Genomic DNA, 22,292 nt, shown 5'->3' on the forward strand with positions numbered 1-22,292 from the left:
TAACTTAAAGCTTGAAAAATCATAAGCTATGAAAAAAATATATTTACTGACTTTAATGTTCCTACTTTCTATTTCCAGTAGTTTTTCCCAAAAACTAGATGTCTCAAAAATGGAAAAGAAAGAAGGATTTATCAATTTCTATTTAGATGATGAAAAAGGAAAAATCTACTTAGAAATCGAAAAGCTCAATCATGAATTTCTTTATGTCAACTCCCTCCCAGCTGGAGTAGGGTCAAATGACATCGGCTTAGACAGAGGTCAATTAGGTAGAACGAGAGTTGTGGAATTCAGAAAAGCAGGAAACAAGCTAATGCTTGTACATAAAAACTATGATTTCAGAGCTTTTAGTGATAATCCAGCTGAAGTAAAATCCGTAACGGACGCATTTGCAGAATCAATTTTATGGGGCTTTGAAATAAGCTCAAATGAAGATAATAAAATCATTGTAGATGCAACAAGCTTTTATTTGCAAGACGCCCACCAAGTAGCTGAAAAATTAGGTTCAGCGAGACAAGGCTCTTATAAAGTGGACAACTCTAGAAGTGCAATCCATGAACCAATGACCAAGAATTTTCCTAAAAACACTGAGGTAGAAGCAACCATAACTGTTACAGGTACGCCTTCCGGAAGTTATATTCGCTCTGTCACTCCATCTCCTGAGGCAGTCACTGTAAGACAAAGACATTCTTTTATCGAGCTTCCTGATGATCAGTATCAGCCTAGAGAGTTTGACACGAGAGCTGGCTATTTTCATATTAGCTACCTAGACTTCACTGCTCCCATTGGTGAGCCAATGGAAAAGAAATTCATCTCTAGACATCGATTAGAAAAGAAAGATCCAAATGCCGCTATTTCAGAAGCCAAAGAACCAATTGTTTATTATTTAGATAGAGGAACACCAGAACCAGTTAGATCAGCTTTGATCGAAGGAGGAAATTGGTGGAATCAAGCATTTGAGGCGGCAGGCTTCAAAGATGCCTTTAGAGTCGAATTGATGCCAGAAGGTGCAGATCCGATGGATGTGAGGTACAATGTCATCCAATGGGTTCATCGCTCTACTAGAGGCTGGTCTTATGGGTCTTCTGTGAGAGACCCAAGAACAGGCGAAATCCTAAAGGGACATGTAAGTTTAGGTTCATTAAGAGTTCGACAAGATTATTTGATTGTACAAGGCTTATTACAGCCATTTGAAGACGGAAAACCAAAGGATCCAAAGATGTTAGAAATGGCTTTGGCTAGGTTAAGACAGCTTTCCGCACATGAAATTGGACATACTATAGGTTTGGCACATGCTTATGCATCTTCACCTACAAGTAGAGCCTCTGTGATGGATTATCCTTATCCTTACATCAGCATGGATAAAGATGGTAATTTAGATTTCTCCAAAGCCTATGATGATAAAATCGGCGATTGGGACAAATGGGCTATACGTTATGGATATGATGTGATTCCTGAAGGACAAAATGAAAAATTATACTTAAATAAGTTATTAGAAGATACTTATGCCGCTGGTCATACTTTTATTTCTGATTCAGATTCAAGAAATTCCAGCGGAAGTCATCCAACTGCACATTTATGGGACAATGGAGCTTCTGCCCCGGAGGAACTTATTAGAATGATGGAAATCAGAAAAGCCAAACTCAATTCTTTTGGTTTGAATGCAATAGAAGAAAATTCTCCTGAGGCATTGATGGAAGAAGTTTTAGCTCCTTTGTTTCTAATGCATCGGTATCAAGTAGAAGCTACTGCCAAGTTAGTCGGTGGCGTAGATTATACTTATAAAGTCAAAGGTGACAATCAACGCAAACAAAGTAGATTGGATGCAAAATCACAAAAGGAGGCTCTTGGTGCACTGATCAATGTAATCAGTCCAGAAAACCTTGCATTACCAGACCACATCATCAATTTGATTCCACCAAGACCAATGGGATACGGAAGAAATCGGGAAACCTTCCCTTCTAGAACAGGTCCAAATTTCGATCCTATTGCTCCAGCTGAAAATGTGGTTGACTTGACATTTGGGTTTCTTTTTGATGCTACAAGAGCTAATCGAATTGCTCAGCAAAATGCATTTGATACTCAACTTCCTTCATTCAATGATATTTTATTAGAAATCAAAGCATCAATATTTGATAATAAAACAAAAGATAGCTATCAAAATCAAATTAATTTGATGGTTCAAAACAAAATGATAGATCATTTGATCAAACTTTCAAAAGACCCTCGAGCAAGCTCCTTAGTGAAAAGTGAGGCAAGAGCTATGCTGAAAACTATTAGCAGTGAAGAGCTTCTGTTATCTAAAAAAGATAAGGATCTTTCGGAAAGTCACAGAATGTATTTAGCTGAAAAAATCTCTGCATTTTTAAGGCTTCCCGAAGAAATAAGCACACCTAGCTCAATCAGCGTTCCAGATGGTGCGCCTATTGGATCTGAAGATATGAGTTGTGATTTTGATTATTAAAAAAAATCGGGGCTGTTTCATCTTTTGAAGTAGCCCCGATTTTAAAAAGATATTTTTTTTAAAAACTTCTGATCGCTCTTACCCAATACCCCAGAGTCTTGCTTTCGTATGTAGTTTGCCCAGTTCCAAAGTTGTGAACAATAGCTAAGCCCTGAGGCTCGAATTGAGATGAAGACCAATATGGCTCCCAAACACCATTTCTCATATTCCCAATAAAATCTCTATTTTCATACATCAATAGAAGTTCATCCTTAGAAGGTAGAAACCAATCTTCATATCCATTGACTTTTAGATTAGCACAAAAACTTGCTGCTGTAGCTTCATTGTCACAAAACTCGACAATTCTCTCTGTATTTCTTAAACCAGCACCTACAAAAGTAAAGTTGGTACCAGGTATAACTCTATTTGCACAGCCCCATCTTACTAAAACCGAGATGTCTTTAGGTGCAGCGATGAGCCCATGTTTTCCCGTTTTATCTAAATAGAAAATTCTCCCACCTTGATATTCCATCCCTAATTCTAATACAGGCTCTTTTTCACACGATACGAGCGAGATTGAGATAAAAATGAAGATTAATTGTAAAACTTTGTTCATGGTCAAATATAGAATAATCAAAAAAATTTCAAGCATATATAATGATGAAAAATAAAAATTGGTAGCTGTTTTTTTGATTATTGATATCTCTACGAACTATGAGGCTACTCCTTATAAAAGTCCAGACTTTGTAGTTTTAGTAAAAGGATTATTGAAAGTAATTTTTATCACAAACTCCAAGACTTAAATTCCCTAAAATTGTATTGTCAAAAAGTAATAGATCCTTAATTTCCCTTTTTGATTTAAATAGAAAATAACAGCAACGAATAAAATTAAAGACTATGTTTTTCGAATTAGTTTATGACAAAAGTTTGGCGCAAGCCAGTTATGTAATCGGTTGTCAAGCAGGTGGTGTAGCAGCTGTGATCGACCCTAAAAGAGATGTGGACACCTATTTACAAATCGCAAAAGCTAACAACATGAAGATTACCCATATCTTCGAAACTCACATCCATGCAGATTTCTTGAGTGGTGCCAGAGAATTGGCAGCATTGACAGGCGCAGAAATGTACCTTTCAGATGAAGGGGATGAAAACTGGAAATATGAATTTCCTCACAATAAGATCAAAGGCGGTGATGTCGTGAAGTTGGGTAACCTCAATTTTGAAGTAATCCACACCCCAGGTCATACACCTGAAAGTGTAAGTTTCCTATTGACTGACAAGCCTGCTTCAAGTAAGCCAGTAATGTTATTTACAGGAGATTTTGTGTTCGTAGGTGATGTTGGTAGACCAGATTTATTAGAGCAAGCTGCTGGTCTTAAAGGCACACAAGATATCGGAGCTGCACAGATGTATGACTCCTTAAATGAATTTGCTAAGTTGGGTGACTTCATCCAAGTTTGGCCGGGACACGGTGCAGGTTCTGCTTGTGGCAAAGCCCTAGGAGCTGTACCAAGTACCACAGTAGGATACGAAAAAATCAGAAACTGGGCCTTACAGCTTTTAAATGATAAAGTTGCATTTAGTAAAGAACTATTGGCAGATCAACCTGAGCCGCCAAAGTATTTTGCGATGATGAAAAAGCTTAACAAGGTTGATAGAAAACTTGTGACTGAAGTGCCTCAGATAAATAATTTGAGCAAAGCAGATTTTGATCAAGTCATAGCTTCAGGCGCTAAAGTAATCGATACCAGACCTTGGCAAGACTACGCTAAAGGATTCCTAAAAGGAACACTCAGCATTACCAATAATAACTCTTTCTCCACATGGATGGGTTGGTACATCAACTATGACGAGAGCTTCTACCTGATAGCAGAAGAAGCTCAGATCGAAGACCTTACGCGCAAGTTGATGAGGATTGGCTTGGACAATCTAGCTGGCTATATCACCCCTGCTCAGCTGGAAGCTTTTGAATCGGGGAACCTTGCTTCTTTTGAACCCATCGACAAAGCAGCAGTAGAAGCTGCGAGAGCCAAAGGTGGCACCCAAATCGTGGACGTAAGAGGAGCAGCTGAATTCAAAAAAGGGCATATCGAAGGTGCCGAAAATCACTTCGTAGGTAAGCTTGACAAAAACTTAGACAAAATCTCCAAGAACAAGCCTGTAATCATTCACTGTCAAAGTGGTGCAAGAGCAGCGATCGCTTACTCCGTTTTGACTGCCAATGGTTTTGATAATATTCAGAACTATGCAGGCGGTTGGGCTGACTATATTGGATAGATTTTAGATTTTAGTATTGGTTAATTGAATTGAATAAACCCACCTTGGAAACAGGGTGGGTTTTTGTTTTCCACAAAAAACATATGTAATTTTTGTTTTTTATAGAAAACATTTTTTATTTTTGTTTTTCATAAAAAACAAAATGGAAAGATTAATTAAGACTTCTGAAAAAACAATTAAAGGCTTTAATCAAGGTTTTAAACGCTACTTAATTGATCAGGTAGATTGGGATCAGAGGTTGATTTTGATTCTAGGACATAGAGGTGTGGGCAAGACTACACTACTCCTCCAACAAATGCAAAAGCGCCAAGCTAAGGCAATTTATCTTACCTTGGATGACTTTCATTTTGAAAGTAACAGGCTAGTTTTAGTAATTGAAGCGCTCTATGATTTAGGTTACAGGTCATTTTATTTGGATGAAGTACACCGCTACATTCATTGGTCTGTAGACCTCAAAAACCTATATGATAATTTCCCTGATGTACATTTTATAGTTTCAGGTTCATCCATATTGGAAATTCAAAAAGGTAAAGGAGATTTATCAAGAAGGGCTGCTGTCTATCACTTGGCTGGGCTATCTTTTAGAGAATACTTGATGCTAGAAAATCAAATAGACCTTCCACCCATTAGCCTAAATGAAATTTTAGCTAATCACCAAGCCTTGAGCGAATCGATCACAGATCAAGCTGATATTACAAAGCTTTTCAAAAAATATTTAGAATTTGGCTACTACCCCTTTTACCTTGAAAGTGAAAACTTATATAAGTCAAGATTGCTGGAAACCACACAGGTAGTCCTAGAAATGGACCTCAGCCCATGGGAAGATTTGACACACAAGACGATCCGAAACATGAAAAAGCTCATCTTCATCATCAGTGAATCAGTCCCATTTATCCCAAATATCAGCAAGCTTGCCGAAAAATTGGAAGTCTCAAGAAACACCATATTAAAAACACTCGATCTACTCGAGCAAGCTCAGATTCTCAACCTACTCAGACAGTCAACCCGCGGTGTTTCGTTCTTGCAAAAGCCTGAGAAAATCTATCTTCAAAACACCAATTTGGCCTTCGCCTTATCTACTTATGCCTCCAATCAGGGAAACCTAAGAGAGACATTCTTTCTCAATCAGGTTCGGCAATCCCATGAAGTAACTTTACCGAAGTATGGAGATTTTATGGTAGATGACTCCTATGTATTTGAAATCGGTGGCGCAGGCAAAACTGCCACTCAAATCCAAGGCATCCCCAATGCCTACATCGTAGCAGACGACATCAAAATTGGATCAGGCAACAAAATCCCCTTGTGGATTTTTGGCTTCTTGTATTGATGGAGGGAAAAGGGAAAATGTAGAGATCGGAATATGTGAATTTGAAATCTTAAAAGTAGCGATAGAAAATATCGAATAAATTTAACTTTGATATTGATAGATATTTAGATATCGATTTATATAGGCCGTTAGCAACCGAGTGAGCCGATGAATTGATATTACTGGCAAAAAAACCTATTACCAAATTTGTGAATATTAAGGGGCTATTTGGTAAGAGTTATTGCTAATTTATTTCCTATTAGAGTTAAAGGCTCTATAACTACGCTTGAGTATTTTAATGAAAATCCCAAAAAATCTTATCCTTCGTGTCACTTTATCTAAAATCCAATCCCAATCATTCTATCAGGTATATATACCACCCTTACTTCAGGCTAAGCACCATTTACTTTTTCTCGTCGCTTGACGAACTTCCTTTGGTAATAAATAGTCACTGGCATAAAGGCAACAGTAGGAAGCAGCAGGCGATGAATACTGGATTGTTTTGCCGGTTCAATACCAGAAAAGCTGTAAAGGTAGCTATAAATGCACCCATCATCCTGCTGATGTGCATGCTGAGAAACCATTGCTTGGTCATGGTCTCTAGCTTTCGAGAGGCTCTGATATCCACCCAGACCATTGAAAGCAGAAAACTCCCAAACACTGGAAAAACACCTACAGCAAAAGTAACCCCAATAGACATCAACAAAGCACTCCACGACCAATTGATCCCCCTTATCCATATTGTGTAAAGAAAATTCCCCAATGAAATCAAAAGTAATACTCCGAGATTTTGAAGAATCTCTTTGCCAGTAGTCCATGCGGGGTCATCTTCAGTCTGAAAAATCAAATTGATCTCTATCCAACGAAATGCCACCATACAACAAAAAGTCACCAAACCATAACCAGAGATGATCACTAACTTGTCTTCATTGGGAATACGATACAGAGCAAAAGGCTGGAAAACTAATAAAAAAGTAGCCACAAAAAAAACCAATCAGAAAGGCTAGCTTAATACTATCTCTCCAATTGGAAATTTCGCAAGGGTAAGGTTGCCTCAATAAAGCCAACATATTTTCTTTCTATTTTTTCTGATGCCTATCGATCAATACTTCCATCACTTCATCAAGCTCGTAGCCTTTTGCTTCCAAGAGCACTAAGTAGTGATAGAGTAAATCAGCTGCTTCCCCCATGAAAAGATCTTTATTGTCATCCTTTGCTTCGATGACTATCTCTACTGCTTCCTCCCCTACTTTTTGAGCTACTTTATTGATGCCTTTGGCAAAAAGAGATGCTGTATATGATTTGTCGGTAGGATTGTTTTTGCGGTCTTTGATGATAGCTCTAAGTTCATCGATGAAGAAGGTCTTGCTTTTATTCTCTTCAGCAAAACAAGTATCATCACCTGTATGACAAACTGGTCCAACAGGCTTCGCTTTTATTAAGATGGTATCATTATCACAGTCAACGGTCAAGGAAACCACATTGAGAAAATTCCCAGAAGTTTCTCCTTTGGTCCAAAGTCTGTTTTTGGTTCTAGAGAAGAATGTTACTCTCTTCGTCTCCAAAGTTATATCCAAGGCTTCCTGATTCATATAGCCTAGCATTAATACCACATTGGAATCTGGATCTTGAATGATGGCCGGTACTAAGTCATTAACCTTCTTAAAATCTATGTTCAGTTTGTTCATATCTTATATATTCGAACCTGTCAACTAAATGTCAGTAATTCAATTGTATGTCTCTAAAATTTTATATAACCACATACTGCTTTGTACTTCGTACAGTCTCTTTGTTCTTGCTTCTCGATTCTCCCATCACTTTCTAATCGCTATATCTTCCCGACCAAGATAGCTTTTCAAATCCGGAATTGGAATTTCTTTGAAATGGAAAATGCTTGCAGCCAAAGCAGCATCTGCTTTCCCAAAGGTAAACACATCTTTGAAATGTTCCATATTTCCTGCTCCACCAGATGCAATCACAGGAATAGAAAGCATGGATGAAATCTCCGCAGTGATTTCATTGGCAAAGCCTGCTTTTGTTCCGTCGTGATCCATGGAGGTAAGGAGGATTTCCCCTGCTCCACGCTCACAAACTTCCTTTGCCCACGCTTGGGTTTTGAGTAAAGTTGGTTTCCTTCCTCCATGTGTATGCACAAAATCAATCCCATCTACATTTCGTGTATCAATGGCAACAACAATACATTGACTCCCAAACTCCAAAGCCATTTCATTAATCACATCAGGATTCTTGACAGCCGCTGAGTTGATAGAAATCTTATCAGCACCTGCATTTAATAGCACCTTCACATCTTCTACAGTCGATATGCCTCCACCTACGGTAAAAGGAATATTGATCGCTTTGGCTACTTTGGTTACCAATTCTGCCAGTGTCTTGCGTTTGTCCACTGTGGCTGTAATATCTAGAAATACAAGCTCGTCTGCTCCTTCATCTGAATAGATCTTAGCCAATTCCACCGGATCACCAGCGTCACGCAACTGTACAAAATTGACACCTTTGACAGTTCTGCCATCTTTGATATCTAGACAAGGGATGATTCTTTTAGTTAGCATTTTGGATTGGGGAATTGGAAGATTTTTTAATTAAAAGATTATTTGAAAGTTGGAAGGTTTTAATGTTATAAAAGCTTGTCCGCCGTGGCGGATTGGCTTGCGCGTTAGTAGAAGATTTTTAATTAAAAGAAGACTGGAATAACTAATCTTAATCATTTAATAATTCGCTGTTTGATTTTCGAAATTCGACATTTTTTTAATTTAGAATTTTTAACTCCTAATAATGAATCAATAATTAGATTAGAGCAGTCTCACGTCTCATATCTCATCTGCCGCCGCGGACAAGTCGTCTCGTATCTATTTTCTCAAAAAGCCGCTAACTCTTCAAGACTAATCCTACCTTCGTAGTATGCTTTTCCTACAATGGCTCCATAAACACCTGTCTTTTGGAGTTCTTCGAGATCTTTAACACTAGAAACACCACCACTGGCAATCAATTTGATGTTTGGAATTTCCTGCATAATTTCTTTATACAAATCAACTGATGGGCCTTGAAGTAAACCATCTTTGGCAACATCTGTGCAGATTACATAGCTGATTCCTTTGGAATGATAATCCTTGATAAAATCTATCAAATCCATTTCGGTTGTTTCTTCCCATCCCGAAATAGCAATTTTTCTATCTTTCGCATCAGCGCCTAGGATGATTTTCTCTCCTCCATACTTGGCAATCCAAGATTCAAATAGAGTAGGATTTTTTACTGCAATACTTCCTCCTGTTAATTGATGGGCACCTAATTCGAAAGCCAAAGCAATATCCTCATCCGACTGTACTCCACCACCAAAATCAACTTGTAGGGATGTTCCAAACGCAACTGATTTCAACACTTCACTGTTGATGATTTTCTTGGCTTTTGCACCATCAAGATCCACTAAATGCAATCTTTTGATGCCAGCACCTTCGAATCTCTTGGCCATTTCCAATGGACTGTCGTGGTATTCTTTTTTCTGACCATAGTCTCCTTGAGTAAGCCGAACACATTTTCCATCGATGATGTCTATTGCAGGGATGATATACATTTTGATTTTAGATTGTAGATTTTAGATTCAATATCGTTTAGATAAGACTATAAGTTGAATATATACTTTTCCAAAGTTGGGTTAAAAGTAAATACAAACATTATTTACAAATCTGAACTTTGGAAAAGTTACCCTAAACTAAACGACATTGATTTTAGATTGATGATTTTAGATTGGTGGATTGGTCTCGATCGCTATCAAGATGGAAGACTTTAAGAACTTGCCGTGGCGGATTATAAGATTGTTGGAAAGTTAGATGCTTTAAGGTTGGAAAACCTCCCTGTCTTGTGTCTCATGTCTTGTATCTTATATCTTGTGTCTTTTGTCTTATATCTTGTCACATTCTGATTTCACTAGACTCTTTTTCTTTTTAAATTGAAGAAGTTCAACCCCTTCGGGGTTGTTAAAACCATGAAGGATACTCCTTCCAAATTCCCCGCATTTCATACGGGGCTACTCAAGGTTTAACCCCTTCGGGGTTGTCTATATTGAACCTCCTTATGTCTTATGTCTTCTTTCTTGTTTATTGACTCTTGTTTCTTCTCTTCGAATTTCTCAAAAGACCAAGCTTCGTTTCTTACCTCTTTGTACATTGTACTTGGTACATGGTACAGTTTATAAACTCAGAAAATTCTTCAAAATTCGCTCTCCTACCAAACCACTTTTTTCTGGATGAGCTTGCATTGCGTAGAAATTATCCTTGTGCATCAAGCCAGCAAAATCTAAGATATAATTTGTCTTAGCTATGGTATAATCACTTAATTCACAGTAAAAGCTGTGAACATAATACACAAAAGATTCATCTGTGAGCCCCTTTAGTAATGGGGTTTTAAGCTCTGTTAAATTATTCCACCCCACGTGTGGAACCTTAAAATCAGAAATATTTTCGGGAATGAATTTTTTGACTTTCACTGGAAAAACGCCCAAACAAGCATTATCATTTTCTTCTGAATGCTCGCAAAGTAACTGTTGTCCGAGGCAAACACCGAAGAAAGGTTGTTTGAGATTGGGGATCAATTGATCCAATTGCTTTTCTTTCAAATAACGCATCGCAGTACTTGCTTCTCCTTGTCCTGGGAAAATCACCCGATCAGCTTTAGAAATAACCTCCAAGTCATCAGTCAAAACCGCCTCGACACCCAATCTCTCAAGTGCATAGAGAACTGACTGCACATTGCCTGCATTATATTTAATTACTGCTACTTGCATTGATGAATTTTAAATGGAGTATTAGAATTAAGAAAGGATAAGACACTTCGAAACCTCAGAACTCGTCTTTGATATCGTTCAATTTCAGAATGCAAATTTAGAAATTATCTCTGCTGTTTCACTCTAAAATTGATTTCTTATTCAAAAAAACTAGTTTAAAGCTATTTTTTTATTCTTCAAACTTTACATATTTCCTCCAGTTGTGCTTCTCTTTGAAACCAAGCATTTCGCGGATTTTTCGATTGGAAAATAAAGCTTCATGTTCATCCAATTCACGTGTGATGGGAACACCTGGGAAAAACCTTTCAGTTAGTTCCAGGCTTGGAATTATGGCGCCGTTGTGATCATTTCCTGCATTGAAAATTTGGAAACCTAATCCATCTTTCTGCAAACATAAATCTACAATTTGACCTAAATCTCTTGCGTCTATATAACAAAAAGCATTTCTACGTCTCACTTCTGGATTTTTAAAGTAATTTGGAAAAAGTTCAGCATACTCGTGAGGCTCTATCACATTTCCGATCCGAAGAGCATATATATCAATTCCCGATCGACGTTGAAAACTTCGTGCTGTTTGTTCATTTACTACTTTTGACAGGCCATAAGAATCCATAGGATCTACATCATAATCTTCTTCTAAAGGCAAAGATTTCGGATTTGTCTGACCATCCGAAAAACAAATTCCATAGGTGGTTTCAGAGGAAGCTATAATGATTTTTTTTATCCCAAGTTTGACCGCTGCTTCTATCACATTATAAGTACCGATAGTATTGACTCGGAAAGTCTCATTATCTGGATTGATCAAAATTCTGGGAACTGCAGCAAAATGAACAACTGCATCAAATTTTGGAATACCATTTCCACCTTCTAATTCATCTAAACCCGCATAAGAGCTCATGGCATTGAACATCTGCCCAGAATCGGTGATATCTGCAATGAGATTATCCACGCCAGGATGATCCAAAGGAGTCAAGTCCACATTCATTACGCGATGACCTTGATCTAACAAGTAAGCAATGGCATGTTTCCCTGCCTTTCCTGATCCTCCTGTGAAAAGTATGCGCATTTTTTTCATGGTTTAATGATTTGTGTTGGTTTGATGATAGATTATTGAGTCTTGTAATATTAACAGATCAGACTCAAAATATCGATCCCTTAAGTTGCTTCAAATATAATCTAACTAGCCAACTATACCCATTACTTTAATGTTCCATGAACTTTGTCAAAAATTATATTTTACTCTATTCTCTTAAAAATATAAGCACAATTTACCTCACATTGTGAATTTACTCTTCTTGGAAAAAGGGTTAGTTTGTTGTTTTGTTTATAGTCTTGCTCCAAATCTTCAATGATTAGACTGAACATTTCCCCTTGAAATTCCACTTCACAATCAAAAAAGAATTCGATTTTGTGCAAAACCGCCCAAAATCAAATTTCTGGACGGTTTAAATATTGCATTAAGAAATCAAGTTTCTAAGTCTTGTGTCTAGTTTCTTGTATCTTATGTCTTAACAATTTACTTCGCTTCTTCTGCAACCATTTCTTCTAAGACAGCCTCAATTTCTGGAAGAGATTGATAGAGTTGTTCGTAGCTTTCGATGATGAAGTATTTGTCCTGAAATTTATCTTTCCAATAGGGTGTGTTCATAATTTTTCGAACATCATATTCATAATGTGTTGGTTCGTCAGAAAGGCTGTACTTTGTCTCTCCAGCCGAGCTAAGGATTCCTGCACCATAGATTCTAAGTTCTCCATTTTCGCGAATCAATCCAAACTCTATAGTAAACCAATAAATTCTAGAAAGCACTTCAATCGCCCACTTATTCTCAATGTGCTTCAGCGCCAACCCACTTAGATTTTCCAAAAAATCAACATAAGGTTGATTGGTCAACATCGGCATGTGTGCAAATGCATCATGAAACATATCAGGTTCTTCCAAATAATCAAGTTGCTCCATTTTGCGAAGCCATGTTGAAGAGCAAAACCTTCTATTGTTCATCAGTCCAAAGAAAAGATCATCATCGATCAATCCAGGAACTACTTGAATTGCCCAACCTGTACTTTCAGCTAGTCTCTTATTTACATCTTCAAAATCTGCAATTTTATCTGCGGTGAAATTCACCTCTTTAATTCCATCAAGGTAGGCGATAGAAGCGGCTTTTGGAAGGTTAACTATTTGTCTTTCAAACAAGATTTTCCAAACTTTGAAATCCTCAGCTGTATACGCTGCATAATCTTGTTTCATCTGTTGAAGTCTAGGGTCGGTAAAGACCCAATCTTTGGGTTTGTTAGTCATTATATTTGGGTTATATTTTTTCGATATTTATAAGCTCACAGCGCGTAACTTTCATTTCTCCAATAATTCTACAAATCTAAGCATTGTTTGTCAACGGTCAACAGTCAACTGATAACTAGCTGATAATTATAACAATGCAAAGGTTTTTCTCAATGCAAAAGTCTTCCTAATTTGATCTGTCAAAAGCGCACTTTGTGCAAAATCTAAAGTTTGTTGTCCATCAGAATACGCTTTTTCTGGAATTTCATGTGTTTCATAAATAATTCCATCCGCTCCAGACATTACTCCTGATAGAGCCATTTGAGGAACGTAAGCCCTAATTCCAATTCCATGTGAAGGATCAACTATGACAGGCAAGTGTGATTTTGCTTTGAGAATAGGTACGGCATTCAAGTCCAAAGTGTTTCTACTCGCTTTCTCGTATGTTCTGATTCCTCTTTCACAAAGAATTAGTTTTTCATTTCCACCAGAAAAAACATACTCAGCAGATTGCAACAACTCTTCAATAGTCCCTGAAATTCCTCTTTTGATCATTACTGCTTTATCAACTTTACCAAGTTCGTCAAGTAAATTGAAATTTTGAGTATTTCGCGCTCCAACTTGGTAGATATCCACGTAAGGATACATTTCTTCAATTTGAGAAACCTGCATTACTTCGGTAACGATCTTGATATTAGCCTCTTGAGCCAAATCATACCATAGTTTCAAACCATCAATTCCCAATCCTCTGAATGCATAAGGGCTAGAACGTGGTTTAAATACACCTCCACGCATCATTTTGATGTTATTTTCCTTCAAATGCGTAATTACCTTTCTAATCTGATCTTCTGATTCTATCGAACATGGCCCTGCAATAATCGCCATGTCACCGTCTTTGATGAAAATGCCATTTCCCAAATCAATAGAAGTAGGTTTAGCTTTCCATTTTTTGGAAACCAATTTGTATTCATCCGATACAATGTGAATATCTTCTATCCCTTCTTTTTTACCTATTCGTCTGATATCAAAATCCTTTTTTCCTATCCCTACTAAATAGTCTCCAAGTTGGGTTTTCACCTCCGTGATTTTGTATCCTATTTGATTGACTTCCGCAATTAAAGCTTCTTTTTGCGCGTCCGTGATATCTTGTTTTAATTGTATGATCATAATTATTGAATTACTGACTGAATATAAGATTTAATATCAGCAGATAAGTTTTTACTGTCTTTTACTACTTTGATGAATGCACTTCCGATAATCGCGCCGTTTCCGTAAAGAGAAGCTTTTGTGAAAGTTTCTGAATCGGAAATCCCAAAACCAATCAATCTTGGGTTTTTGAGATTCATTGCTTGAACACGTTTGAAGTATTCTACTTGCTCTCCTGAGATCCCAGATTTTGCTCCCGTGATACTGTGAGAAGAAACCATGTAGATAAATCCATTGGAATTTTCATCGATTTCTCGGATTCTAGCTTCACTAGTTTGTGGAGAAATCAAAAACGTATTGCTCAAACCATATTGATCAAATATACTTTTGAACTCATCCAAATATTGCTGCATGGGTAGATCAGGCAAGATCAATCCATCTACGCCCACTTCCTTACATTTTTTTAAAAATGGCTCCATTCCATATTGAATAATGGGATTCAAATAACCCATTAGCACCACCGGAATATTGACCGATTGACGCATATCTTTGATTTGATCGAAGAGCTTTTTTAAGCTCATACCGTTTTCTAATGCAATCTGATTGCTATCTTGAATTGTTGGTCCATCAGCAATAGGGTCAGAATAAGGCACACCAATTTCGATGATATCTGCTCCTGCTTCTTCTATCGCTCGCATCGTTGGCAAAGTATCTTCCAATGTAGGAAATCCAGCTGTGAAATAGATAGACAATACTCGCTCTTTTTTATTTTGAAATAGTGTATGAATTCGGTTCATCGGAATTTTAGATTGTAAATTTTAGATAGCAGATTTTAGATTGAAACAATTGAAAATAGGTTTAAAGTTTAAGCTTAAATTCAGCATTTGACATTTTTTAATTTCAAATTTAGAACTCTGAATAATGAATTAAGAAAGGGATTCACACTTGATCCTTTATCTCATTCATCCTTCATCCCTCTACCTTCATCCTTTAATACCCTCCCCACTTGATATATGTATCTAGGTCTTTATCCCCTCTACCAGAAAGGTTGATCACAATAATATCATCTTTTTTGTACGCTATCATATTCAAAGCATGAACAGCATGAGCTGTCTCAATAGCAGGGATTATCCCTTCCATTCTGCTCAATTCAATACCCGCTTTCATCGCATCTTCATCTTCTACAGCAACAAATTCCGCTCTTCCAATATCAAACAAATGCGCATGCACTGGTCCAATTCCTGGATAATCCAAACCAGCCGAAATAGAATGAGGCTCTACAACTTGTCCATCTTCTGTTTGCATCAGCAGGGTTTTACTTCCATGTAGAATCCCAGGGGTTCCAAGTGCAGTTGTAGCTGCTGATTTGCCAGAACTGATCCCCAGACCTGCCGCTTCTGCTGCTACCAGTCTTACTTCTGGCACATTGTAATAATGAAAAAAAGTACCTGCCGCATTACTTCCACCACCTACACAAGCTATCAAAATATCTGGATTTTCTGTGCCTTCTTTTTCCAAAAGCTGCTTTTTGATTTCTTCAGATATAACTGACTGAAATCTCGCCACCATCTCTGGATAAGGATGTGGACCTACTACTGAACCAATAATATAATGTGTATCCACAGGATTATTGATCCATTGACGCATGGCTTCATTTGTGGCATCTTTGAGCGTTTGGCTTCCTGATGTTGCTGGGACTACCTTAGCTCCTAGAATCCTCATACGTTCTACATTAGGTCGCTGTCTTTGGATATCTAAAGCCCCCATATAAATCGTGCATTCCATCCCCATCAAAGCACAAACAGTGGCCGTAGCAACTCCATGTTGTCCAGCACCAGTTTCAGCGATAATTCTTTTCTTTCCTAGTTTTTTGGCCAGTATAATCTGTCCAACTGTATTGTTGACTTTGTGCGCACCTGTATGACACAAATCTTCTCTTTTGAAATAGATCTTAGCTCCATATTTCTCTGACATCCGCTTCGCGAAATACAAAGGCGTAGGTCTTCCCACAAAATCTCTCAAAAGAGATTGAAACTCCTCTTGAAACTCAGCGGTAGCCACAATCTGCTCGTAGTTATCTCTCAACTCCTCTATATTTGGATGCAGCATCTCTGGGATATATGCTCCTCCAAATTTTCCATAAAACCCTTTTTCGTCAACTTTAATCATTTCTATGTTATTTATGATCTATTTCTAATTTTCTAAGATTGAATCCACTTGGCTAATATTATATCCCAGCAATGAATTGCAGAGCTATTATATCGGTCATGCCTCAGGCATTTTAATCTTTATCTCTATTTTTTTTGGCACTTCTGTCTAACTTCTAGTCTCTCACCTTCTCCCAAAACTCTCCTATCTTATCAATGTCTTTGAATCCTGGTTCAACTTCAAATTTTGAATTGATATCTACTCCTATTAATTGAGGAATTTCAGATTGAAGCTTTTGTATATCCTGAATGTTTTCTAAACTCAAGCCTCCACTTAACAAGAATGGTTTTTCAAAAGGATAAGATTTGAGAATTTGCCAATCGAAGGTCTTTCCACTTCCTCCATATTCTTTTGTGAAAGTATCGAAAAGGAAATAATCAACATAAGGCAGATAACTTTCTAATTCCTTCCAATCCACATTTTCCTTGACAGAAAATACTTTGAAAATTTCTAATCCTGTTTCTTGCTTCACTGATCTTGTAAAATCCACCGATTCTTCTCCATGAAGTTGGATAGTGTGAAGGTCGAACCTAGAAATTGCCTTCTTTATTTCTTCAAGGTTGGTATTTACAAAAACACCTACTTTGGAGATATCCAAATCTTTTATAGAATCAGCAAAATCTTTTGACACGAACCTTGGGGATTTGGCATAAAAGATCAAACCCATCCAATCAGGATTGATTTGAGAAATCAAGCCCTTGATATTCTCCTCAGATCGCATTCCACAAACTTTCAGCTTCATTTTTCTACTGTTAACCCGGCAGCAGCTGCCAATAATTCTCTGTATTCATTCATGAAATTGTAAGCTGCCTGATGTGGTCTACTGGATTTCATAAAATTTTCACCTATCAAGAAACCTTCGAAGCCGGCTTGTTTTAAGCTCACCAAAGTATCTGGTCTTGAAATACCACTTTCGGAAATTTTCACAAATTCATTCGGGATTTTTTCTACCAAGTCATAAGACGTTTGTAGAGATACATCAAAGGTTTTGAGACTTCTATTGTTAACGCCAACAAGGTCAAGGAATTCATTGACTGAAGAGGCTAATTCTTCTCCATCATGAACCTCCATCAAAACTTCCAAACCAAGCGATTTGGCGAATTTGGCTAATTCCTTCAGCCTCTTTGGTTCCAAAGCTGCTGCTATCAATAAGATGCAATCTGCTCCAATCGATTTTGCTTCAATAATTTGATATTCCTTGATGATGAAGTCCTTTCTCAAGATCGGACAGAAATTGAATTTCCTAGCAGAAATCAAATCGTCATTTTTCCCTCCAAAGAACTCCTGATCAGTTAAAATAGATAAAGCAGATGCACCTGCTTGCATGTAGCCGATACTTGTTGCCTCTACTGAAGCACTTGGATTGATATCACCTTTTGATGGAGACTTTCTTTTGAATTCTGCTATGATTCCTGTTTTCTCCTGATCAGAAATGTAATCCTTCATAGATACAATGTCAGATTCAAAGTAAATACTCTTTTCTAATAATTTTATTGGAACGAGGCTACTTTTCTCCGCCACTTCTGTTTTTTTGAAAGCTATAATTTTATCTAAAATATTCATGTATTATACTTTTATGCTAGTGAAATAGATTTCTTTGGGTTGACCAAAGCATTGAATTTTTTCAGTGCTTTACCAGAAAGCAAGGCCTCTTTTGCCTTATCGACAGCAGCATTGAAAGAAAGTGAACTATCGGCTGTATGCAGCGCAGCAGCAGCATTTGCAATCACAACTGAATTCTGCGCTTCTGTTCCTTTTCCTTTTAGGATATTGTCAAATATAGCAGCAGACTCAGCGATCGTTTCTCCACCTTGAATGCTAGAAGCTTCAAGAATAGGAAGATTGATATCTTCTGGACCATACAATTTTTCCCCATCTTGAGATATCATCTTGAAGTCACCAGTAAGCGATATTTCATCATAACCATCTAGGGCATGAAGAATACTAAAACTGCCTTCCTGATATTGATACAAATATGCGTAAAGCCTTGCCAATTCTAAGCTGAATACACCAACCAACTGCTTTTTAGGAAAACTTGGGTTTACCATTGGGCCAAGCATATTAAAAAAAGTCTTTACTCCGAGATCTTTTCTTATGGGGCCTACATGCTTCATCGCAGGGTGAAAAAGCGGTGCATGAAGAAAGCATATTCCTGCTTCATCAAGACTTTTCTTGATCTTATCTACATCGTTGGTGAATTCATATCCGAAACTTTGAAGCAAATTTGATGAACCACAGATAGATGATACACCTGTGTTTCCATGTTTGGCAACATTTTGACCAGCTCCAGCCACGATAAAAGAGGCTAAAGTTGAAATATTGAAAGTGTCTTTCCCATCTCCACCTGTACCACAAAGATCCATAGCATCATACTCTGCAATATCCACTGGAACACATTGTTCCAACATCGCTTCTCTAAAACCACCAAGTTCATCTACAGTCACCGAACGCATCATATATACAGTCAAAAAAGCCGCAATCTGACTTTGATTGTATTCACCTGATGTGATTTTGAGTAATACTTCCTTAGCCTGCTCCTTGCTCAGCGACCGGTGTTCAATCAGGTGATTTAGTATTTCTTTCATACGAATTGGAAGTTTATAAAATTTTAAAATTGTGTCCGTAGTACCAGCTTGATGGTTTACTGACTGATTATTAGATATTTTGATTATTTACACTTTACTTCAAATCTTTAATCTTGTATCTTACCTCTTGTGTCTCATTCATCCGCCTAGCCAGTTTTTCATCATCTGAACTCCATGTTCGGTAAGGACTGATTCGGGGTGAAATTGAAGCCCTTTGACTTTAAACTCCTTGTGTCTTACTCCCATAATCTGACCATCAGGCGTACGGGCAATAACTTCCAAATCAGGACTAAGTGTTTGTTCATTGATAACCCAAGAATGATATCTACCGATTTTGAATTGCTTAGGAAGTTTCTGAAATAAACCATCCTCCTCTACAGATACTTCTGAAGCCAAACCATGCACTACCTCAGACAAATTTATCAAATCTCCACCAAAGGCTTCGCCGATAGCTTGGTGACCTAGGCAAATTCCCAATATATCTTTTTTAGCTCCATAATTCTTAAGAAGTTCAGGCATTATACCTGCTTCTGATGGAATCCCTGGACCAGGAGAAAGTAAGATCTTATCATAAACATCAATATCATACAAATTGATTTTATCATTTCGATATATATCCATTTCATAACCCAACTGTCTGATGATATAAACCAAGTTGTAAGTAAATGAATCGTAATTATCAAGGACAAGAATTTTCATAAATAAAATAGGTTGGAAGATTTTTAGATAGCCTCAGCAGCTTTTAGGGCGACTCGGAGGGCTTCTAATTTGTTGGAAACCTCTTGAAGTTCGGATGCTATCGATGATTTAGCTACTACACCTGCTCCAGCTTGGAATCGGAGTTGGTTGTTTTCTGATACAAAGGATCGAATAAGAATAGCATGATTGAAATCACCATTAAAACCTAGGAAGCCAATCGCTCCTCCGTAGAATTTTCGCGAAGTATTTTCCAACTCATCAATCAATTCCATTGCTCTATACTTTGGAGCTCCAGAAAGCGTTCCTGCTGGGAAAGTATCTGCTACTAGTTGTAATGGATTTGCATCTTTTGGCAATTGACCAGTCACTTTTGAAACAAGGTGAATGACGTGAGAGTAATATTGAATTTCTTTGAACACATCTACATTTACTTTTTCAGAAGACCTGCTGAGATCATTTCTCGCCAAATCTACCAACATCACATGCTCAGAATTTTCCTTGGGATCATCATAGAGTTTCAATGCCAAATCGGCATCAGCCTGATCATTTCCTGTTCGCTTAAATGTTCCTGCTATAGGGAAAATGGTGGCTACATTATTTTTGACAACAATCTGGGCTTCGGGTGATGAGCCGAACACCTTGTAGGATCCATAATCAAAATAAAATAAATATGGTGATGGATTTACAGATCGCAAGGCACGATATACATTGAATTCGTCACCTTTGAATTTTGTGGTGAAATTTCTCGAAATAACAATTTGAAAAACATCCCCTCTGAAGCAATGTTCTTGTCCTTTTTTCAAGATATCAAGAAAAGCTTCATCGGTATAATTTGACGCTTCTTCACCCACAAGTTGGAATGAATAGGATGGAATATTTTTATTATTAAGAAGGGACTCCAATTGAGAGATGTTTTCGGGCTTTTCATCTCCTTCTACTTGATGTTCGAGTAGGTGCATTTCATTTTTGAAATGATCCACAACTATCACATTTTGATACACTGCGTAGTGCATCATTGGGATTTTAGATTCTTCAGTGTTTTTTAACTTAATATCTTCAAATCGAGAAACCGTATCATACTGCATGTATCCAAAAAGGCCATTAGTGATAAACTTTAGATCCAATGACTTTTCTTCAAATTGAGAAGAAAAAAATCTCAAAGCGTCTATTAATTTATTTTCTTTACCTAATGAGTAGCTTTTACTTTTGCCTAAAGGAAGTTCTTCTTTTACAACATTTCCGTCAAATGAAAAAGAAGCCAGGGGATTGAAACAAATGTAGGAATAGCTATTTTCCTGTCCATGATAATCTGAGCTTTCTAAAAGAATAGGATTGGCAAACCTATCCCTAATTTGAAGATATATACTCACAGGAGTAATGGTATCTGCCAGCAACTTCTTATATTTTGTAACGAGTCTAATTTTATTCATTTTCAATGTTATTGTGGTTATTTTTAGCACAAAAAAAGGCTTACTGGGGAAACCAGCAAGCCTAAATATCTTTTACAAGCGTTATATTTTAGACAATAGCGTTTGGTTCTTCCCCTTGAATAGAAGTCAAATGCCACCACCAATATTTTGCCTGAATGTTTTTCATAATTTTTAATTGAACAAATATAGATAAGCATCTTTTGGAACAAAAAATATATCAATAAAAATTACCAATATTTTTTTTAGAAAGGTGTATTTTAATGCTTAAGGGTAAGAAGAAATTATATTATTTGGCACTTCCATTTTTCCAGCCAAGGAAATTCATTTAGAAAAATAATATTTACCTTCGTGAAAAAATAAAGTTTTTAAGTCAAAACACGCTTATGCCTACCCTACCCAAATATTTCAAAAGAACTTTTGAAGATTACAAAGTCTTGGTAAAAGTAAATCCTGCTGATTGGACAGGTACAGAGTTAATCGTTCATCCTGATGGGAAAATTGAAAAAACTGAGATGGAGTTTGATGATGAAGTTTTGGAAGACCTTGCAGTAGATGAGTTTGAAGAAACTGGTGCTATGGAATTTAATCTTTATCTCAAAGGTGTGAAGTAACTTCTTCTAGAAATCTGTAAGAATAAATTTATTATATCAATAAAAAATAAAAAAGGACTAATAGCTCCAGGCTATTAGTCCTTTTTTTGAATAATGAATGATTTATTATTCTTCATTGCCATCACTATTTTCAGGCTGGACTGGCATCCAAGCTGGAACCAGTTCTCGTTCTTCCAGTTTAATAAGCTTTTCATTTTCAAATGTCGCCAAAACGTAGAAAGTTTCTCCTCTATTGACTCTATAAGTAGTAAAATCACCTTCTATATTGCTGATTACGGCATCTCTATTTTGTCTTAAAAACTGTTTTTCAGACATTCCTTTTGAAAATTCGGCTCTCGGTCCAAAAACAGTACATGAACCTAATAATAAAACGGTTAAGATAAAAACAAATGACTTTTTCATAATGAATATGTTTAATTAATAATTAATTAGGAGCAAATACACTGCCATAAACTTTCATTCTGAGAATAAGGAAATTAGCTTTTTCTATGATTAAATCACAAAGAAGCGCTTGGAG

21 protein-coding genes are annotated in these 22,292 nt (G+C 37.0%); 4 read left to right on the plus strand and 17 right to left on the minus strand.

Annotated elements, in window-relative coordinates; translation table 11 throughout:
• Positions 1-28: 28 nt before the first annotated feature.
• The gene (locus BELBA_RS16590; protein WP_014773832.1) at positions 29-2,461 is read left to right on the plus strand and encodes a zinc-dependent metalloprotease; all 2,433 of its coding nucleotides are present in this window, start codon (positions 29-31) and stop codon (positions 2,459-2,461) included.
• A gap of 58 nt (positions 2,462-2,519) precedes the next feature.
• Here the strand turns inward: BELBA_RS16590 and BELBA_RS16595 are convergent, their stop codons facing one another.
• A complete protein-coding gene (locus BELBA_RS16595; protein ID WP_157466115.1) occupies positions 2,520-3,056 on the minus strand; it encodes an Lcl domain-containing protein in 537 nt (178 codons plus the stop codon).
• A gap of 281 nt (positions 3,057-3,337) precedes the next feature.
• Here BELBA_RS16595 and BELBA_RS16600 point away from each other — a divergent pair, with 281 nt between their 5' ends.
• Both BELBA_RS16600 and BELBA_RS16605 read left to right on the plus strand, forming a co-directional pair.
• Entirely contained in the window at positions 3,338-4,717 is a 1,380-nt protein-coding gene (locus BELBA_RS16600) for an MBL fold metallo-hydrolase (RefSeq protein WP_014773834.1), read from the plus strand.
• A 142-nt stretch (positions 4,718-4,859) separates the two neighbouring features.
• Positions 4,860-6,044, plus strand: coding sequence for an ATP-binding protein (locus BELBA_RS16605; RefSeq protein WP_014773835.1), 1,185 nt, complete (start codon positions 4,860-4,862; stop codon positions 6,042-6,044).
• A gap of 427 nt (positions 6,045-6,471) precedes the next feature.
• On the opposite strand, the gene BELBA_RS20015 is transcribed toward BELBA_RS16605, so the two are convergent.
• From BELBA_RS20015 to BELBA_RS16685, 15 genes are all read right to left on the minus strand, one after another.
• A complete protein-coding gene (locus BELBA_RS20015) occupies positions 6,472-7,005 on the minus strand; it encodes a hypothetical protein (RefSeq protein WP_211208398.1) in 534 nt (177 codons plus the stop codon).
• A gap of 97 nt (positions 7,006-7,102) precedes the next feature.
• On the minus strand, positions 7,103-7,711 hold the full coding sequence (hisIE, locus tag BELBA_RS16615) for a bifunctional phosphoribosyl-AMP cyclohydrolase/phosphoribosyl-ATP diphosphatase HisIE (protein WP_014773837.1): 609 nt from the start codon (positions 7,709-7,711) through the stop codon (positions 7,103-7,105).
• A gap of 126 nt (positions 7,712-7,837) precedes the next feature.
• Entirely contained in the window at positions 7,838-8,593 is a 756-nt protein-coding gene (gene hisF, locus BELBA_RS16620) for an imidazole glycerol phosphate synthase subunit HisF (RefSeq protein WP_014773838.1), read from the minus strand.
• Between the two features lie 305 nt (positions 8,594-8,898).
• Positions 8,899-9,612 (minus strand): 1-(5-phosphoribosyl)-5-[(5-phosphoribosylamino)methylideneamino]imidazole-4-carboxamide isomerase, encoded by a 714-nt coding sequence (gene hisA, locus BELBA_RS16625; RefSeq protein WP_014773839.1) that lies wholly within the window; start codon positions 9,610-9,612, stop codon positions 8,899-8,901.
• Positions 9,613-10,227: 615 nt separating this feature from the next.
• Positions 10,228-10,821, minus strand: coding sequence for an imidazole glycerol phosphate synthase subunit HisH (gene hisH, locus BELBA_RS16630; protein WP_014773840.1), 594 nt, complete (start codon positions 10,819-10,821; stop codon positions 10,228-10,230).
• A gap of 169 nt (positions 10,822-10,990) precedes the next feature.
• Positions 10,991-11,896 (minus strand): NAD-dependent epimerase/dehydratase family protein, encoded by a 906-nt coding sequence (locus BELBA_RS16635; RefSeq protein ID WP_041779422.1) that lies wholly within the window; start codon positions 11,894-11,896, stop codon positions 10,991-10,993.
• A gap of 441 nt (positions 11,897-12,337) precedes the next feature.
• On the minus strand, positions 12,338-13,117 hold the full coding sequence (locus BELBA_RS16645; RefSeq protein ID WP_014773842.1) for a phenylalanine 4-monooxygenase: 780 nt from the start codon (positions 13,115-13,117) through the stop codon (positions 12,338-12,340).
• Positions 13,118-13,243: 126 nt separating this feature from the next.
• Positions 13,244-14,263: a 3-deoxy-7-phosphoheptulonate synthase gene (gene aroF / locus BELBA_RS16650; RefSeq protein WP_014773843.1), complete on the minus strand. Its 1,020-nt coding sequence runs from the start codon at positions 14,261-14,263 to the stop codon at positions 13,244-13,246.
• A 2-nt stretch (positions 14,264-14,265) separates the two neighbouring features.
• Positions 14,266-15,039 carry a tryptophan synthase subunit alpha gene (gene trpA / locus BELBA_RS16655; protein ID WP_014773844.1) on the minus strand — a complete coding sequence of 258 codons (774 nt, stop codon included), beginning with the start codon at positions 15,037-15,039 and terminating at the stop codon, positions 14,266-14,268.
• A gap of 193 nt (positions 15,040-15,232) precedes the next feature.
• Entirely contained in the window at positions 15,233-16,411 is a 1,179-nt protein-coding gene (gene trpB, locus BELBA_RS16660) for a tryptophan synthase subunit beta (RefSeq protein ID WP_014773845.1), read from the minus strand.
• 154 nt (positions 16,412-16,565) lie between these two features.
• A complete protein-coding gene (locus BELBA_RS16665) occupies positions 16,566-17,192 on the minus strand; it encodes a phosphoribosylanthranilate isomerase (protein ID WP_014773846.1) in 627 nt (208 codons plus the stop codon).
• The gene (gene trpC / locus BELBA_RS16670; protein ID WP_014773847.1) at positions 17,189-18,013 is read right to left on the minus strand and encodes an indole-3-glycerol phosphate synthase TrpC; all 825 of its coding nucleotides are present in this window, start codon (positions 18,011-18,013) and stop codon (positions 17,189-17,191) included. The genes BELBA_RS16665 and trpC overlap by 4 nt, the downstream gene beginning before the upstream one ends.
• Before the next feature lie 11 nt (positions 18,014-18,024).
• Positions 18,025-19,035 carry an anthranilate phosphoribosyltransferase gene (trpD, locus tag BELBA_RS16675; RefSeq protein ID WP_014773848.1) on the minus strand — a complete coding sequence of 337 codons (1,011 nt, stop codon included), beginning with the start codon at positions 19,033-19,035 and terminating at the stop codon, positions 18,025-18,027.
• Positions 19,036-19,173: 138 nt separating this feature from the next.
• Positions 19,174-19,734, minus strand: a complete 561-nt coding sequence (locus BELBA_RS16680) for an anthranilate synthase component II (RefSeq protein WP_014773849.1) — start codon at positions 19,732-19,734, stop codon at positions 19,174-19,176.
• Between the two features lie 23 nt (positions 19,735-19,757).
• Complete coding sequence (locus tag BELBA_RS16685) at positions 19,758-21,164, minus strand: anthranilate synthase component I family protein (RefSeq protein WP_014773850.1); 1,407 nt, start codon at positions 21,162-21,164, stop codon at positions 19,758-19,760.
• Between the two features lie 383 nt (positions 21,165-21,547).
• Here BELBA_RS16685 and BELBA_RS16690 point away from each other — a divergent pair, with 383 nt between their 5' ends.
• Entirely contained in the window at positions 21,548-21,775 is a 228-nt protein-coding gene (locus BELBA_RS16690) for a hypothetical protein (protein ID WP_014773851.1), read from the plus strand.
• A 105-nt stretch (positions 21,776-21,880) separates the two neighbouring features.
• Here the strand turns inward: BELBA_RS16690 and BELBA_RS16695 are convergent, their stop codons facing one another.
• Positions 21,881-22,177, minus strand: coding sequence for a hypothetical protein (locus tag BELBA_RS16695; RefSeq protein ID WP_014773852.1), 297 nt, complete (start codon positions 22,175-22,177; stop codon positions 21,881-21,883).
• Positions 22,178-22,292: the final 115 nt, after the last annotated feature.

Origin of the sequence: Belliella baltica DSM 15883 (assembly GCF_000265405.1) — a bacterium.
GTDB lineage: Bacteria > Bacteroidota > Bacteroidia > Cytophagales > Cyclobacteriaceae > Belliella > Belliella baltica.

Excerpts from the sequence above, each read along its gene's own strand:
- BELBA_RS16590 (WP_014773832.1), top strand. The coding sequence starts at position 29 with ATGAAAAAAATATATTTACTGACTTTAATGTTCCTACTTTCTATTTCC.
- BELBA_RS16595 (WP_157466115.1), bottom strand. The coding sequence starts at position 3,056 with ATGAACAAAGTTTTACAATTAATCTTCATTTTTATCTCAATCTCGCTC.
- BELBA_RS16600 (WP_014773834.1), top strand. The coding sequence starts at position 3,338 with ATGTTTTTCGAATTAGTTTATGACAAAAGTTTGGCGCAAGCCAGTTAT.
- BELBA_RS16605 (WP_014773835.1), top strand. The coding sequence starts at position 4,860 with ATGGAAAGATTAATTAAGACTTCTGAAAAAACAATTAAAGGCTTTAAT.
- hisIE (WP_014773837.1), bottom strand. The coding sequence starts at position 7,711 with ATGAACAAACTGAACATAGATTTTAAGAAGGTTAATGACTTAGTACCG.
- hisF (WP_014773838.1), bottom strand. The coding sequence starts at position 8,593 with ATGCTAACTAAAAGAATCATCCCTTGTCTAGATATCAAAGATGGCAGA.
- hisA (WP_014773839.1), bottom strand. The coding sequence starts at position 9,612 with ATGTATATCATCCCTGCAATAGACATCATCGATGGAAAATGTGTTCGG.
- hisH (WP_014773840.1), bottom strand. The coding sequence starts at position 10,821 with ATGCAAGTAGCAGTAATTAAATATAATGCAGGCAATGTGCAGTCAGTT.
- BELBA_RS16635 (WP_041779422.1), bottom strand. The coding sequence starts at position 11,896 with ATGAAAAAAATGCGCATACTTTTCACAGGAGGATCAGGAAAGGCAGGG.
- BELBA_RS16645 (WP_014773842.1), bottom strand. The coding sequence starts at position 13,117 with ATGACTAACAAACCCAAAGATTGGGTCTTTACCGACCCTAGACTTCAA.
- aroF (WP_014773843.1), bottom strand. The coding sequence starts at position 14,263 with ATGATCATACAATTAAAACAAGATATCACGGACGCGCAAAAAGAAGCT.
- trpA (WP_014773844.1), bottom strand. The coding sequence starts at position 15,039 with ATGAACCGAATTCATACACTATTTCAAAATAAAAAAGAGCGAGTATTG.
- trpB (WP_014773845.1), bottom strand. The coding sequence starts at position 16,411 with ATGATTAAAGTTGACGAAAAAGGGTTTTATGGAAAATTTGGAGGAGCA.
- BELBA_RS16665 (WP_014773846.1), bottom strand. The coding sequence starts at position 17,192 with ATGAAGCTGAAAGTTTGTGGAATGCGATCTGAGGAGAATATCAAGGGC.
- trpC (WP_014773847.1), bottom strand. The coding sequence starts at position 18,013 with ATGAATATTTTAGATAAAATTATAGCTTTCAAAAAAACAGAAGTGGCG.
- trpD (WP_014773848.1), bottom strand. The coding sequence starts at position 19,035 with ATGAAAGAAATACTAAATCACCTGATTGAACACCGGTCGCTGAGCAAG.
- BELBA_RS16680 (WP_014773849.1), bottom strand. The coding sequence starts at position 19,734 with ATGAAAATTCTTGTCCTTGATAATTACGATTCATTTACTTACAACTTG.
- BELBA_RS16685 (WP_014773850.1), bottom strand. The coding sequence starts at position 21,164 with ATGAATAAAATTAGACTCGTTACAAAATATAAGAAGTTGCTGGCAGAT.
- BELBA_RS16690 (WP_014773851.1), top strand. The coding sequence starts at position 21,548 with ATGCCTACCCTACCCAAATATTTCAAAAGAACTTTTGAAGATTACAAA.
- BELBA_RS16695 (WP_014773852.1), bottom strand. The coding sequence starts at position 22,177 with ATGAAAAAGTCATTTGTTTTTATCTTAACCGTTTTATTATTAGGTTCA.